Here is a 12,982-nt window from a genome sequence, read left to right as displayed (position 1 = left end):
CGTGCCGTCTACCGGTCGGACACCTCGCGCAGCACGCCGATCTTGTCGATGCGGTGCTCCGGGTTGCCCTTGTCGTCCCGCCAGAAGTTGCCCGCCGCGTCGTCCTCGGGAGTCGCGCAGGTGGAGAGGGTGATCATCGCCTTGGTGGGGCGCTCGCCGGGGTGGCCCGGTACCGCGGCCCGCTGCTCGGCGAGCGAACGCTCCGAGCGGAACGACGTCTGACGGGTCTCTGTGATCACGTACTCGTACACCGAACCGCCCGCGGTCACGAACACGGAATCGCCCTTGTCCAGGGCCGGCACGTCCCGCATCGGCCCGCCGGAGGAGAGGCGATGCGCGGTGACCAGATAGTTGCCGACCTCGCCCGGCCCGACGCCACCCCGGTCGCCGTACGGACTCGCCGCCACACCCCGGTTCTGGATCCGGGTGCCCGGCCAGTCGTCGGTGGTGCCCTCGTACGGCACCACCCGCAGGTCCTCGAGCCCGATCGCCGGGACGGACAGCACCGCGGCCTCGGTGCGGGGATCGAAGGCCGGGGCGGGCGGCTCCGTGGACGCGGGCGCGCCGGAGCCGGAGACGGGCGCGGCGGGGGAGGGGGGAGTGGCGGTGCCCCGTGCGTCGGCGGTGGCCCTGGCCGGCGCCGCGGCGCTGACGGCCGCCTTGCCGGCCGTGCCGGAACCTTCGGCCGCTCCCGCGCCGGCGCAACCGGAGAGGAGGACGGTCACGCCTATGAGGGCGGCGGGTGCAGTTCGGGAGAGCATCATGGGCAGCCGGAATCCGTAGCCGGGAACGGCAGGCACGCGGTATCGCTGTGACCTGTTTGGCGTAGAACAACACGATCCGACCAGATGTTCCCCTCAAGCGTCAATGGCCCCCACCCGCTCCGGCGCTCCCCGCTGTCGGTGCCCCGTGCCAGCATGGGAGCGTGACGAACCCGGACCATCTACGGCAGCTGCGCCTCGCCAAGGACGCGATGGACCGCGACTGGGCGGAACCGCTCGACCTCGACGCGATCGCCGCCCACGCCAGATACTCCCGCTACCACTTCGTCCGGGCCTTCAAGGCCGTGTACGGGCAGACACCGGGCCAGTACCTGTCCCGCCGCCGGGTCGAACGGGCGGAGGAGATGCTCCGCACCGCGAATCTCTCCGTCACCGAGATCTGCACCCTCGTCGGCTTCAGCAGCCTCGGCACGTTCTCCGCCCGCTTCAAGAAGCAGACCGGACTCTCACCGAGCGAGTACCGCGCCAAGCACGTGGGCCGCGGCGCCGCCCTCATACCCGGGTGCTACGCGATGCTCTGGGCCGGCGGGTTCTCGCCGTCCCGCGCGCCTGTGGAGAAGCGTCCGTGAAGTCGTCGTCGCCGGCTCAGGCGCGTCAATGGTGGGTGCCGTGCCGGCCGAGCGTCTCCACGGGGGTCGCGCCGGGGCGGGTCCACTGCGGCACGGGGCGGCTGGTCGGGCCCCAGGTGGCGTTCCCGTCCGCGTCCGAGCGCCAGGACCAGCACGGGCTACGGCCCTCGGGCCGGCCGTCGGGGTTGTCCTCCCACGCCTCGCCGCGGCCGTAGGGCGTCATGTCGAGCAGGCCGAGGGACCCGTTGACCCTCTCGTTGCCACGGCCCGTCGTGGAGTAGGTGAGGAACACCCGGTCGCCGTCACGCAGGAAGCAGGTCAGGTAGCCCATGTCACCGCCGACCGGCGCGTCCGCGCCCCGTACCGAGTACCAGGGCTGGGTGTAGCCCATGAACTCCACGTAGGAGGCCACCTCCTCCGGGCGGCCCGTGGTCAGCACGGCGAACGAGACGCCACGGGCGTTGAGATAGACGGCGTCCTTCAGATGCCAGGCCGTGGTGGTGCAGCCCTCGCACTGCCCCTGGTGCGGCGCGCCGTCGTACCACATGTGCTTGTAGACCACGAGTTCGTCGCGCCCCTGGAACAGGTCCAGGAACGGGACGGGGCCGTCCGGTCCGACGACCTCCACCGTCCCGTCGAACTCCACCATCGGCAGCCGCCGGCGGGCCGCGGCGATGGCGTCGCCCTCGTGGGTGTGGGCCTTCTCGCGGACCAGGAGCTCGTCACGGGCAGCCTGCCAGGTCGCCATGTCCACCACGGGCGGACGGCCGGGCAGCGCGTTGGTCGGTTCGTCCGGCGTGGTGGCCATGGTGTCCTCCGTGGTGTCTCGTGCCGGGGCGGCGGCGTACGCGTGCTACGACGCTCACCGGTGCAGACTCGCGACCCGTCCGGAACTCATCGCAGGCCGGGACGATCGGCCCGGCCGGGGGAGGGGGGACGACGCCGGCCGACACGTTGACGGACGAGCTCTCAGGCGCAGCAATTCTGAAGAAGCAGGCGCAGGGCCTCGCTGCCTACGGTGGCAGGGCCGCAGAAACCTCTCATCCAGGAGCACGAAATGATCAAGGGCCTCGCCATCTCCACCGTCTGGGTGCTCGACCAGGACCGGGCGAAGGAGTTCTACACGCAAAAACTCGGCCTCGAAGTGCGGACGGACATGACCATGGGCGAGGGAGGCATGCGCTGGCTGACGGTCGGCGCGAAGGGCCAGCCCGACGTGGAGCTGACGCTGATGGTGCCGAGCGCGTCCTCGATGGACCCCGAGTCCGCGGAGGCCATGACGACCCTCGTCTCCAAGGGAGTCCTCGGCGCGGGTGTCCTGGCCACCGACGACATCCACGGCGACTACGAGAAGCTCAAGGCACGCGGCGTGGAGTTCCTTTCCGAGCCGCAGGAGCGCCCCTACGGGACCGAGGCGATCTTCCGCGACGACTCGGGCAACTGGTTCTCCTTCACCCAGCGTCGCCAGGGCGACCTCGACACCGACAAGGACTGGACCTGCTGACACCGGTCCGGCTCGCACGAAGGCCGGGCACGAGGGCGGCCGGACACGCACGTCGCCCCGGACGCCGGGCCGCCCGGACCCGCGCGACGTGCGGATGTCACGACTGCCGGGCCGGAGCGGGCCCGGCCTCCAGCAGGTACAGCGACTGCTGTGTCTGAGCCGCGAGCCCGCCCACCGCGGTCACCGTCTCGTGGTCGTGGGCCATCAGATGGCGCTTGAGCAGGTGATGGGCCTCCCAGGCCCGGCCCATCGCCGCCTTGCGCGCGTCGCCGTCGGGCGGCGCCGCCGCGCCGAGCGCGGCCCGGTCCGCCTCGCAGACGTCCGCCATGGCCCGGAACAGCTCCGGCAGGCAGCGCAGCGCGGGGCCGGGCGGCGACGCGAGGCTGCGCCACTCACCCGTCATGTCCACCAGCGTCGCCGTCACCGACTCGAGCCGGTCGGCGAGCTCGGTCCAGTACGTGTCCCAGTGGTCCGGCGGGGGGTCCGTCCGCCGCCGTAGCCGGTAGCCCGGATTGAAGCGGTAGCTCTCCTGAGTCCAGCCGCGGGCGTTGCGCAGGTCCTGGACGGGGCCGCCGAGCCGCCGGGAACCCTCGTGCCACTGTTCGGCGCTCGTCCGGTCGTAACCGCTCTCCAGGTCATCGGCCATGGCACGCAGCAGATCCGTGCTGCCACGGCCGAGCCTGTCCAGGCTGTCCCGCACGTCGCGGAGGTGCACAGGGGGCAGGACCAGGGCGTTCACGCCGATGCCGATCGCCGCCCCGACGAGCGCCTCGAAGAGGCGGTGGGCGATGGCCGTCCCGGAGAAGGAGCTGTACGCGAGCACGAAGATGGCGGTCGTCGGCGCGTAGACGCCCTGGTCGCCGAAGCGCGAGTAGTTCGCCAGCAGCACCGCCGGAGGAAGGGCGAGGGCCATCGCCGCCATGGTGTTCCCGGTCAGCGCGGCCGCCCCCGTCGCCAGCAGCGTACCGAGCGCGATCACGACGAGCTGCTGCGTCCCGGCCCGCAGCGAGCGGTAGACGGTGCTCTGCACCAGGACCACCGCGGTCCATGGCGCCATCAGGGCCATCGGCGCGTTCCACCACCAGCCGACCAGCGCCCACGCCAGTACGGCGGCGCCGGCGGCCTTCAGAGACTGGACCGCCAGGTCCCGCTCGGACCCGGCCTCCGTCAGGGCCCTCCGTACGGAGGTCCACACCGCGGACAGCTCCCACGCCACCCAGCGCCGCAAGGCCACCGGTCACCTCCACTTCACGCCCGTCACCGGCCGGCCCGGCCGGCCGGTGACGGCCTTCACGGCATCACAGGGACCTGGTACGTGTAACCCGCAGTCGTCGGCCGAATCCCCCCGCGCGTCCCTCGTGGCGGTCGGCCGTCGCACCGGCGCGTCTCCCGTGGCGGTCAGCCGGCCTCGCTCAGAAGGCGGTACGCGGTGCTCACGAGCCCGTCCCGACGGTGGTAACGCCGGGTGGAGAGGGCGATCGTTGACGGCGGCCCCGCCGGGCCGGCCGCCGGAAAACGCTGCCGGCCCGCCACGAGAACGGCGCTGCGCGCTCCCGAACGCCGCGCCGGCGTCAGCAGATCACGTGGAGTGCGCCCGGCTGGACCCTGACCGTCACCGGAAGGGCCGCGTCGACCTCGCCGTCCGCGCCGTACGGCACGCTCCTGTCGGCCTCGATCCGGATCTCCCGGCCTCTGAGGATCTCCACCTGCGGCCGCCCGAGGTGGGCGCCCGTCTTCAGCTCGTTCATCATCGCGAAGAACAGCCGCTTGGGGGCGTGGTTGATCACGACGACATCCAGCAGGCCGTCGTCGAGCCGTGCGCCCGGTGCGATGTTGCGACCGAAGCCGTAGAAGCCCGAGTTGGCCGCGACGACCGTGTAGCCGCGCCGTTCGTGCTCGGTGCCGTCGACCGTTATGCGGTAGGCGGCGGGCCGCCAGCCGAGCACGGCGCGCAGACCGCCCGCGTAGTAGGACGCGGCACCCCGCAGCAGCCGTGAGGTGTTGGCGTGCCGGTTGGCCACCGCGTCCACGCCCGCGTACACGCTGCCCAGCACCGATGTCCCGGCGTGGACGGCGGAGGTGACCTCGATGGTGTCGACCGGCCGCGGTGAGCCGTTCAGCAGCAGGTCCGCCAGCTCCTCCGTCCGTGAGGGCAGGCCCAGGGCCCGGGCGAAGTCGTTGCCGCGCCCGGCGGGGACGACGCCGAACACGGCGTCGGAACCGCTGAGCGCCCCGCCGACGCGGCCGGCCATGCCGTCCCCGCCGACGGCCAGCACGACATCCCCCTGCCCGGCGGCCTGGCGTGCCACGTCCTGGGCGTGCTCCAGGCTGCGGCTGTACTGCGTGTCGAACCGTGCCCCGGCCTCCCTCAGGAGGCGGGCCAGCGGGAGCAGGGCCGCCGTACCGCTCGACCCGCCCGCGGCGGGATTGACGACGGCGGTGAACTGTCGCATGAATGCGCCTCCGGAAGGCAGGGGGCCGGTCAGCGGACGGGGATGAGGACGCCGGGGTTGAGTGTCCCGGCCGGGTCGAGTTCGGCCTTGAGGGCCTGAAGGATACGGACCCCGACCGGGCCGATCTCCCGCGCGTACCAGTCGCGGTGGTCGGTGCCGACGCCGTGGTGGTGGCTGATGGTGCCCCCGGCCGCGATGATCGCGTCGTTGGCAGCCCGCTTCGCCGGCGCCCAGTGGGCCACCGGGTCGTCACCCTGTGCGCTGACCACGGTGAAGTACAGCGATGCGCCGTTCTCGTACACGTGGGAGATGTGGCACATCACCAGCGGAGGCGTGCCCTCCTCGGTCAGCGTGACGGTGAGCGCCTGGCGCACCGCCTCGTAGAGCCCCGGCAGGGCGGACCAGAAGCACGCCGTCTCCAGCGTCTCCGCGAAAGCGCCCGCGTCGAGCAGCGCATCGCGCAGGTAGGGGGCGTTGTAACGGCCGTGGGCCCAGCGCTCGCCGGGCTCCTCGCCGACGTACTCGCCACCGCAGGCGAGCAGCACCTCCCGGGCCTTCGAGCGCCGGTCGGCGGTGTCCTGTGCGGTGCCCTCGTAGCCGGCGATCGCCATGCAGCCGGCGGACGTACCGCCCTCCTCCGTGCTGCCGATCCGGTCGGGCTGAGCCAGACCCACGAAGGTCTCCGTCTCGTCCGACAGGCGCAGCACGGTCGGACGGGGGCCGTCCTGGGCGAGCTTGCGCAGGGCCGCGGCGCCGGCCTCGAAGGACGCGAAGCGCCAGCCCTCGTAGACCCGGGTCTCGGGCAGCGGCCGGATGCGTACGGTCACGGACGTGATCACCCCGAGCGCGCCCTCTGAGCCGAGCACGAGCTGCCGCAGGTCGGGGCCGGCCGCCGAGCGCGGGGCCCGCCCGACCTCCAGGGTCCCTTCCGGGGTGGCGAGGGTGAGACCGAGAACCATCTCGTCGAAGCGGCCGTAGCCGGCCGAGGCCTGGCCACTGGAGCGGGCCGCGGCGAAACCGCCGACGGAGGCCCACTCGTAGGACTGCGGGAAGTGGCCGAGCGTCCAGCCCAGTTCACCGAGCAGCTCCTCGCAGCGAGGTGCGCGCATCCCGGACTGCAGGACGGCCGTGCGGGAGATCTCGTCGACACGGACGAGCGCGTCGAGCCGGCGCAGGTCCAGTGCGACGAAGCAGTGCTTGCCCTCGGGGGCGAGCCCGCCGACGACGGAGGTGCCGCCGCCGAAGGGGACGACGGCCACCGCGTGCTCGGCGCATGCCCGCAGGACAGCGGTCACCTCGTCGTGACTGCCGGGCAGCACGACGGCCGCGGGTATGTCGTCGACCTCGCCGGCCCGGATGCGCAGCAGGTCGGGCGTGGACTTCCCGCGGGTGTGGCGGACCCGGCTCTCCGCGTCGGTACGTACGTACGCGTCCCCGCCCACACAGTCCGTGAGCGCCGCGCGTGCGGCGGCGGTCAGGCCGGACGGCGGGACGTCGATCTCCTCGAGCGAGGCCGGGCCGCTCTCCCGGGGTGTCACGCCGAGCAGATCGCGCAGCAGGCCGGTCACCGTGTCCGGCAGCGGGGCTGCCTTGGCCGGGTCGCCCCAGCCGCTCCACAACATGTCCACTGGGGCTGTTTCCTCACCATCGGTTACGCGGGGCTTTCGCGGGGCGCACTGCCGCGCGGCCTGCACTGGCATTACACTGTGACAGATGACGCCCATTCGTCACAACCACTCGGACGGAGATGCCGTCCTCGACGCGGCACGCGACTGCGTCCTGGCCGTCGGCGTACGCCGGACCACCCTCACCGACATCGCACGGCGCGCCGGCGTCTCCCGCATGACGCTGTACCGCCGCTGGCCCGACGTGCGCACCCTCGTCGGCGACCTGATGACCAGGGAGTGGATCGCCCTCGCCGTCGGCGCCATGCCCGAACCGGAACCCGGCGCATCCGCACGACAGAGGCTGGTCGAGGGACTGGTCGCCGGCGTCACCGCCTTCCGCGCCCACCCGCTCTTCCACAAGATCATCGATGTGGACCCCGAGCTGCTGCTCCCGTACGTCCTCGACCGCCGCGGCGCGAGCCAGGACGCGCTGCTGGGACTCATCGCGGGCGGACTGGCGGAGGGCCACGCCGACGGATCCGTCCGCCGGTCCCACCCCGACCGCCAAGCCCGCTCCCTGCTGCTCGTCGTGCAGTCCTTCACGCTCTCGCTGCGCACCATGACCGAGGAGGACGAGCCCCAACTCGCCGACACGGCCTTCCTCGACGAACTGCGGACCATCCTGGAGAGGACCCTCACACCATGAGCCGCCCGAGCCGATCGAGCCGCCCCGACCGTGCCGCCGGCGCGGCAGCCGGGCCCCCGCTCCAAGGACCGCGGGCGGCGTCCCTGAACGCCGCCCGCCGCAGCCGCGACCTGGCCCGGCTCGCCGAAGGCGCCACCGTCGACGTCCTCGTCGTCGGCCTCGGGGCCACCGGCGCCGGGGCCGCCCTCGACGCCGCCTCCCGCGGACTCACCGTCGCCGCGATCGACGCCCACGACCTTGCCTTCGGCACCTCCCGCTGGAGCTCCAAGCTCATCCACGGCGGCCTGCGCTACCTCGCCACCGGCCACCTCGACGTGGCCCACGAGAGCGCCGTCGAACGCGGCATCCTCATGGAACGCACGGCCCCCCACCTCGTCCGCCCTCAGCCCTTCGTCCTGCCGCTCACCCCTCTCGTCTCCCGCGGCCAGGCCGCCGTGACCTGGGCGGGGCTGCGCGCCGGCGACCTCCTGCGGGCCTCGGCCCGCACCTCCCGCACCACCCTCCCCGCGCCCCGCACGCTCTCCGCCGTCGAGACCCGGCACATGGCGCCCGTCCTGCGCCCGACCGGGCTGCGCGGCGGCCTGCTCTCCTGGGACGGTCAACTCACCGACGACGCCCGCCTGGTGACCGCCGTCGCCAGAACCGCGGCCGCCCACGGCGCCCACATCCTCACCCGGACCCGCGCACTCGCCCTGACCGGGACCGGCGCCCGCGTCCGCGACGAACTCACCGGCGAGGAACTGGACATCCGGGCCCGCACCGTCATCAACGCCGCAGGCGTCTGGGCGGGCGGCCTCGTCGACGACGTCCGGCTGCGCCCCTCCCGAGGCACCCACCTCGTACTGCGCTCGGAGGACCTGGGCGGCCTCACCGCGGGCATGCACATCCCGATCCCCGGCGAGTCCAACCGCTTCGTCCTCGTCCTGCCCCAGGGCGACGGCCGGGTGTACGTCGGACTCACCGACGAACCGGTCGAAGGGCCGGTACCCGACGTGCCCGACGTGCCCGAGACGGACATCGGCTTCCTCCTCGACGTCCTCGGCTCGGCCCTCGACGTGCCCCTGAGCCGCGACGACGTGGTCGGCGCCTTCGCCGGCCTGCGGCCGCTCCTGGACACCGGCGCGGCGGCGGGCCCCGACGGCCCGGCCGGGCCCGGCAGGACGGCCGACATCTCCCGCAGGCACGCGGTCCTCACTTCGGCCGACGGCGTCGTCACCGTCGTCGGGGGCAAGCTCACCACCTACCGCCGCATGGCCGAGGACGCCGTGGACGCGGCACTCGTCGCGGGCGGCGTGAGCGCGGGGCCCAGCCGCACGGCCGCCCTTCCGCTCGTCGGGGCGGCCCCGGCCGGGGTGCTCGCCAGGCTCGACGCGCCCCGGCGCCTGGTCCGCCGCTACGGCGTGGAGGCACCGGCTGTGCACGCCCTCGGCCTCGCCGACCCGGCCCTCGCCGCGCCCGCAGTGCCGGGCCACCCCGTCACCCGGGCCGAACTGGTCTGGGCGGTACGGCACGAGGGCGCCCTCGACGCGTCGGACCTGCTGGACCGGCGCACCCGCATCGGCCTCGTCGACGCGGACCGCCGGGCGGCGCAGGAAGCGGCCCACGAGGCGCTGGAGCACTGCTCGTCCTGACCCGTCCCGCTCCAGCCCGCCGAGCGGCACCGGGCCCTTCTCAGCCGGCGGCGCCTTCGACCCTGATCCGCACCTGCTCCTCGAGCCGCCGCAGGCTCTGGTCGAGGGCGTCGTTCACGGCCTGCTCCCCGGGGTCGTGCGACTCGTCGAAGAACGACAGGTGGACGGTGACCTCGCTGGCACCGGAGCCGATTCCGGCGACCTGGAGCCATCCGGCGTAGGCGCCCCCGTTCCGCGTTCCCCACTCGACCCGCATCTGGTCCTTCTCCGCCTTCAGCAGCGCGGGCATGTCCTCGTCCGTGCGGTCCTCGTGCACGGTGACCGCCGGCAGTTCCTCGGCCCTGACGTGCAGGGCCTCGGGGAGCCAGCTGTCGAGCTGGTCCACCTGGGCAGCCTGGTCGTAGACATGCTCGGGGAGAGCGGGCATCGTGTGAGAACGCTCATATTCGCTCATCAGTGCGCCAATCCTTGCCGATCCGGGGAAAACGGAATCCTGGACGAACGCTTGCCCCGACGGCGTGACTTGAAGCTTCGATGCCGGCCGGCCCACCCGTTCGCCGGGATGTCCTGGATCGAGGAGGTTTGGAGTGTCGCCTCCGTCACGTTGGAGCCATGGTGTGAAACCTGTGGGGCTGATGGTGCGTCTGTCTTGACGGCGCCGGAAGGCAGCGGACAGCAGTGAAGCGGGCGGTGGGGGTGCCGCCGCGGAGCTGTGGTCCGGTGGTCCCGGATGGGGGAAGCCGAAGAGAAACAGCGTTCATATTGTCACGGTGCGTAATGAAACCATTACTTCGTAAACACGTACTGTCACATGAGGAGCCCGGGCAGGCGCGCACGGGCAGGGGAGGAAAAGACATGAAACCGTTCGCGTGGAACTTCGCACGCCCGGCAGAGCCGAGCACGGGCATCGCCCCCTATGCGTACGACGCCGCCTTGCAGTTGAACGTTCTGCCCGACGGCAGACCCGCCATCATGGACCGCGGTCTGCTCGCCGTCGCCGGGACGACGACCTCCAAGGCCGGCTCCGCGACCCACTTCGACGACTGACCGGCGTGCGTCGTGACAGTGCTGGTACTCACGTGCGAGGCGGACGTCACCGCTGACATGGTCGTGGCGGAACTGCACGAACAGGGCGTCCCGCTCGTCCGGTTCGACCCCGCCGACCTCCCTGGCACGGGGGCTCTGTCCGCGGAGTACGTACGCGGGGAATTCCGCGGATATCTGTCGATCGGCGGTCGTGTGGCGAGCATGCAGGGCCTGCGGTCCGTCTGGATCCGCAGGCCCGGTGAACCGGCGGCACACGCCGCGGAACCGTCCGAATGGCTGAGCGTCGAGACCGCACACGCCCTGTACGGAATGCTCGACTGCACGGACGCGCGGTGGATGAACCATCCCAGCGCCGCGGCCAAGGCCCGGCGCAAACCGTGGCAGTTGCGCGTCGCCCACCAGAGCGGTTTCCCGGTGCCGGCCACACTGCTGACGACCCATCCGTCGATGGCACGTCAGTTCGCGGACCAGTACCGCAACGTCGTCGTGAAGTCGGTGTCCGGGAAGTCGCCGGGGGATCCGCCGATGGCGCTGCCGACCACGCTCGTGCCGCCGGACGCCGACTTCTCCGGTGTGGCGGCGGCGCCGACACTGCTGCAACGCTATGTCGCCAAGCGCGCCGACATCCGGCTGACCAGTGTGGGGGACCAGCACTTCGCCGCCCGCAAGGCCGCGGAGCCGGGCCAGGTCGACGGCCGTTACGGGGACACCGGCCACGAGTGGGAGCCGGTGGAGGTGCCGGCCCAGGTGGCCAGGGCCGTCGAGGCGTACAAGAAGCAGACCGAACTCGCCTATGGCGCCTTCGACTTCGCGGAGGACTCGACAGGCACGTGGTGGTTCCTCGAGTGCAACCAGGGCGGGCAGTTCGGTTTCGTGGAGCTGGAGACGGGGCTGCCGATCGCACGGGCGGTCGCGTCGTGGCTCGGTGCCGAGCCGGCGTGATCGGCAGGGCAGGCCGAGGGCGGCCGCTCCGCGTTCGCAGGGTGCGGCTGTACGGGGGTGAGGGTGCGGCAGCCCGGTTCAGGTGCGGCCGCGTCGCCAATCCTCGACGACGGCTTCCACGTCGTACGGCTTCAGCCCGAGGGGCGGTCCGGGCGGCGGCCGGCGGATCGCTGCCGCGATCTTCCGGTTGATGTCCTCGACGACGCGCCGCACGACGGCCTCCGACGGCGCCCGTCCGATCTTGTCCAGGGCCTCTTCCGCCTCTTTGCGCAGGGCGAGTGTCGGCGGCAGGAAGCCGAGCCCTTCACGCTGCATCTTCCCCTTGATCCACCACATCTCGTCATAGGTGTCGCCGGTGGTGGGGAGCGGCCGGCCGAACCCGGGCAGATCGCTGAACTCGCCACGCTCGGTGGCCTCGCGGATCTGCTTGTCGACCCAGGATTCGAAGCTGACGCCTGGCGGTTTGCGCTCGGTCATGCGTTCCAGCGTACGTCGCGCCCCCTGCCGGGGAGCTCCTGCCCCCGAGCCCGGCCGGGTCTCACCGGCCTCCCACGCCGGGCATGTTCCGCGGACCTGCCGGCATGGCCGCGGGCCCGGGACCGCCGGGGCCGCAGGCATGCTGACCTGCAAGCTTCGCTTCCGTCGGCTCCGCCTGCCATGGGCCTTTCCGGCGCACAGGGCCGAGCCGGTATGACTACTCGCCGTCACGGGTGATCTTGAATGCGGCCCGTGGTTGCGGCGTGGGAGGCTGCAGCCGCAACCACCGTTCACCGCACTGCGAGGACGCCTGCGTGCGCCTGCGAGCCGCCGCCTTGTCGACCGCCGTCGTCTGCGCCGCCGCCACCCCGGCCGCCGAGACCGGCCCCGCCCGTACGCCGCCCGCCGTCGAATCGGCCCGCTGGGACACGTCTGCTTCTGGCCCGAGCCGGACGAGATGGGCCCCGGCGGTGGCTGGTGCTACAACGGCACAGGCGTCGCCGAGGCCGCGCCCCACGTCAAGCGGCACGCGAAGTCGTTCAGCAACCAGAGCCAGGAGACCTTCCACGCCCTCCACTTCCCGGCAGGCGGCGGTTGCCTGTACCGGACGGTCCACGGCGGCGACTACGCGTCGTACTGGGAGTGGTGGGACAAGCTGGACGGCGTCCGGAGCAGCCGGCCCACCGACTGCTCGCCCGGCTTTCCGCCGTCCTGATCGCCGCAGGCAGCGTCCTCGCCGTACCGGCCACGGCGAACGCCGCGCCGTGCCCGAGCGGATCGCTCTGCGTCTGGCGCGACGTCAACTTCACCGACCCAGAGGGCAAGGTGTTCGCCTCGTCCGGGGACGACGAATGGTGGGAGAGCTGGATCGCCGACGAGGACTCGTCATGGGCCAACCACGGCATCTCGGGGCCGGGCATCAAGGACCACGTCATCGTCCACGCGGAGGCCATCCAGTGGCCGTCGGACGGCGGCGAGCGGACGATCTGCCTGGCCCCGGGCCAGGAGGTCGCCCACAACGCCGACGCCAACGACCGCGGCGACGCGCATGTGTGGGCCAAGCAGTTCTGACCGACCGCCGGTGACGGGCACCCTCCGCCCTGCCCGGGCGGCGACCGACGCGCAGACGCCGACCGACGGTCCCGGGAAGAGCTCCACCGCCGTGCTCCGCACGCACCGCCGGCCCACATCAACCGGGTCCGGGCCTGTCACCTGGTCCGGGCCTGCGCACGGGGCGCTCACGCCACGTTGTGCCGCCCCGGGC

General features: G+C 72.5%; 16 protein-coding genes. 8 read left to right on the top strand and 8 right to left on the bottom strand.

Annotated elements, in window-relative coordinates; genetic code table 11:
- Positions 1 to 8 precede the first annotated feature (8 nt).
- Positions 9 to 800 carry a sortase domain-containing protein gene (locus tag SPRI_RS01720; protein WP_005307418.1) on the bottom strand — a complete coding sequence of 264 codons (792 nt, stop codon included), beginning with the start codon at positions 798 to 800 and terminating at the stop codon, positions 9 to 11.
- A 173-nt stretch (positions 801 to 973) separates the two neighbouring features.
- On the opposite strand from SPRI_RS01720, the gene SPRI_RS01715 reads away from it, so the two are divergent.
- Positions 974 to 1,351, top strand: coding sequence for a helix-turn-helix transcriptional regulator (locus SPRI_RS01715; protein WP_050791666.1), 378 nt, complete (start codon positions 974 to 976; stop codon positions 1,349 to 1,351).
- Positions 1,352 to 1,376: 25 nt separating this feature from the next.
- On the opposite strand, the gene SPRI_RS01710 is transcribed toward SPRI_RS01715, so the two are convergent.
- Complete coding sequence (locus SPRI_RS01710; protein WP_005307412.1) at positions 1,377 to 2,159, bottom strand: DUF899 domain-containing protein; 783 nt, start codon at positions 2,157 to 2,159, stop codon at positions 1,377 to 1,379.
- A gap of 249 nt (positions 2,160 to 2,408) precedes the next feature.
- On the opposite strand from SPRI_RS01710, the gene SPRI_RS01705 reads away from it, so the two are divergent.
- The gene (locus tag SPRI_RS01705) at positions 2,409 to 2,855 is read left to right on the top strand and encodes a VOC family protein (protein WP_005307409.1); all 447 of its coding nucleotides are present in this window, start codon (positions 2,409 to 2,411) and stop codon (positions 2,853 to 2,855) included.
- 97 nt (positions 2,856 to 2,952) lie between these two features.
- Here SPRI_RS01705 and SPRI_RS01700 read toward each other — a convergent pair whose 3' ends face one another.
- From SPRI_RS01700 to SPRI_RS01690, 3 genes are all read right to left on the bottom strand, one after another.
- Positions 2,953 to 4,089, bottom strand: coding sequence for an FUSC family protein (locus SPRI_RS01700; RefSeq protein WP_005307407.1), 1,137 nt, complete (start codon positions 4,087 to 4,089; stop codon positions 2,953 to 2,955).
- Positions 4,090 to 4,426: 337 nt separating this feature from the next.
- A complete protein-coding gene (locus tag SPRI_RS01695) occupies positions 4,427 to 5,308 on the bottom strand; it encodes a diacylglycerol/lipid kinase family protein (RefSeq protein WP_005307404.1) in 882 nt (293 codons plus the stop codon).
- A gap of 29 nt (positions 5,309 to 5,337) precedes the next feature.
- Entirely contained in the window at positions 5,338 to 6,936 is a 1,599-nt protein-coding gene (locus SPRI_RS01690; protein WP_005307401.1) for an FAD-binding oxidoreductase, read from the bottom strand.
- Positions 6,937 to 7,021: 85 nt separating this feature from the next.
- On the opposite strand from SPRI_RS01690, the gene SPRI_RS01685 reads away from it, so the two are divergent.
- Both SPRI_RS01685 and SPRI_RS01680 read left to right on the top strand, forming a co-directional pair.
- Positions 7,022 to 7,621 (top strand): TetR/AcrR family transcriptional regulator, encoded by a 600-nt coding sequence (locus SPRI_RS01685; protein WP_005307398.1) that lies wholly within the window; start codon positions 7,022 to 7,024, stop codon positions 7,619 to 7,621.
- Positions 7,618 to 9,252, top strand: coding sequence for a glycerol-3-phosphate dehydrogenase/oxidase (locus SPRI_RS01680; protein ID WP_078951201.1), 1,635 nt, complete (start codon positions 7,618 to 7,620; stop codon positions 9,250 to 9,252). The genes SPRI_RS01685 and SPRI_RS01680 overlap by 4 nt, the downstream gene beginning before the upstream one ends.
- A 40-nt stretch (positions 9,253 to 9,292) precedes the next feature.
- On the opposite strand, the gene SPRI_RS01675 is transcribed toward SPRI_RS01680, so the two are convergent.
- Entirely contained in the window at positions 9,293 to 9,706 is a 414-nt protein-coding gene (locus SPRI_RS01675; RefSeq protein WP_005307386.1) for an SRPBCC family protein, read from the bottom strand.
- A gap of 401 nt (positions 9,707 to 10,107) precedes the next feature.
- Between SPRI_RS01675 and tgmA the strand changes: the two genes are divergently transcribed.
- Positions 10,108 to 10,299 (top strand): putative ATP-grasp-modified RiPP, encoded by a 192-nt coding sequence (tgmA, locus tag SPRI_RS01670; RefSeq protein WP_005307383.1) that lies wholly within the window; start codon positions 10,108 to 10,110, stop codon positions 10,297 to 10,299.
- Positions 10,300 to 10,311: 12 nt separating this feature from the next.
- Positions 10,312 to 11,241, top strand: coding sequence for an ATP-grasp ribosomal peptide maturase (gene tgmB / locus SPRI_RS01665; RefSeq protein WP_005307381.1), 930 nt, complete (start codon positions 10,312 to 10,314; stop codon positions 11,239 to 11,241).
- A gap of 78 nt (positions 11,242 to 11,319) precedes the next feature.
- On the opposite strand, the gene SPRI_RS01660 is transcribed toward tgmB, so the two are convergent.
- Together SPRI_RS01660 and SPRI_RS38380 are read right to left on the bottom strand one after the other, a co-directional pair.
- Positions 11,320 to 11,718 (bottom strand): DnaJ family domain-containing protein, encoded by a 399-nt coding sequence (locus SPRI_RS01660; RefSeq protein WP_053556652.1) that lies wholly within the window; start codon positions 11,716 to 11,718, stop codon positions 11,320 to 11,322.
- Between the two features lie 217 nt (positions 11,719 to 11,935).
- The gene (locus tag SPRI_RS38380; protein ID WP_005307375.1) at positions 11,936 to 12,148 is read right to left on the bottom strand and encodes a hypothetical protein; all 213 of its coding nucleotides are present in this window, start codon (positions 12,146 to 12,148) and stop codon (positions 11,936 to 11,938) included.
- A 27-nt stretch (positions 12,149 to 12,175) separates the two neighbouring features.
- Between SPRI_RS38380 and SPRI_RS37780 the strand changes: the two genes are divergently transcribed.
- On the top strand, positions 12,176 to 12,433 hold the full coding sequence (locus SPRI_RS37780; protein ID WP_050791381.1) for a hypothetical protein: 258 nt from the start codon (positions 12,176 to 12,178) through the stop codon (positions 12,431 to 12,433).
- Positions 12,364 to 12,789, top strand: coding sequence for a peptidase inhibitor family I36 protein (locus tag SPRI_RS37775; protein ID WP_050791380.1), 426 nt, complete (start codon positions 12,364 to 12,366; stop codon positions 12,787 to 12,789). The genes SPRI_RS37780 and SPRI_RS37775 overlap by 70 nt, the downstream gene beginning before the upstream one ends.
- Positions 12,790 to 12,982: the final 193 nt, after the last annotated feature.

Origin of the sequence: Streptomyces pristinaespiralis, assembly GCF_001278075.1 — a bacterium.
GTDB classification, from domain to species: domain Bacteria; phylum Actinomycetota; class Actinomycetes; order Streptomycetales; family Streptomycetaceae; genus Streptomyces; species Streptomyces pristinaespiralis.
The sequence above is the reverse complement of the archived record's forward strand: the minus strand, read 5'-3'. Positions and strand labels throughout refer to the sequence as shown.

Coding starts and splice junctions, on each gene's coding strand:
- SPRI_RS01705 (WP_005307409.1), top strand. CDS start 2,409: ATGATCAAGGGCCTCGCCATCTCCACCGTCTGGGTGCTCGACCAGGAC.
- SPRI_RS37780 (WP_050791381.1), top strand. CDS start 12,176: ATGGGCCCCGGCGGTGGCTGGTGCTACAACGGCACAGGCGTCGCCGAG.
- SPRI_RS01715 (WP_050791666.1), top strand. CDS start 974: ATGGACCGCGACTGGGCGGAACCGCTCGACCTCGACGCGATCGCCGCC.
- SPRI_RS01660 (WP_053556652.1), bottom strand. CDS start 11,718: ATGACCGAGCGCAAACCGCCAGGCGTCAGCTTCGAATCCTGGGTCGAC.
- tgmA (WP_005307383.1), top strand. CDS start 10,108: ATGAAACCGTTCGCGTGGAACTTCGCACGCCCGGCAGAGCCGAGCACG.
- SPRI_RS01710 (WP_005307412.1), bottom strand. CDS start 2,159: ATGGCCACCACGCCGGACGAACCGACCAACGCGCTGCCCGGCCGTCCG.
- SPRI_RS01695 (WP_005307404.1), bottom strand. CDS start 5,308: ATGCGACAGTTCACCGCCGTCGTCAATCCCGCCGCGGGCGGGTCGAGC.
- SPRI_RS01685 (WP_005307398.1), top strand. CDS start 7,022: ATGACGCCCATTCGTCACAACCACTCGGACGGAGATGCCGTCCTCGAC.
- SPRI_RS01680 (WP_078951201.1), top strand. CDS start 7,618: ATGAGCCGCCCGAGCCGATCGAGCCGCCCCGACCGTGCCGCCGGCGCG.
- SPRI_RS01675 (WP_005307386.1), bottom strand. CDS start 9,706: ATGAGCGAATATGAGCGTTCTCACACGATGCCCGCTCTCCCCGAGCAT.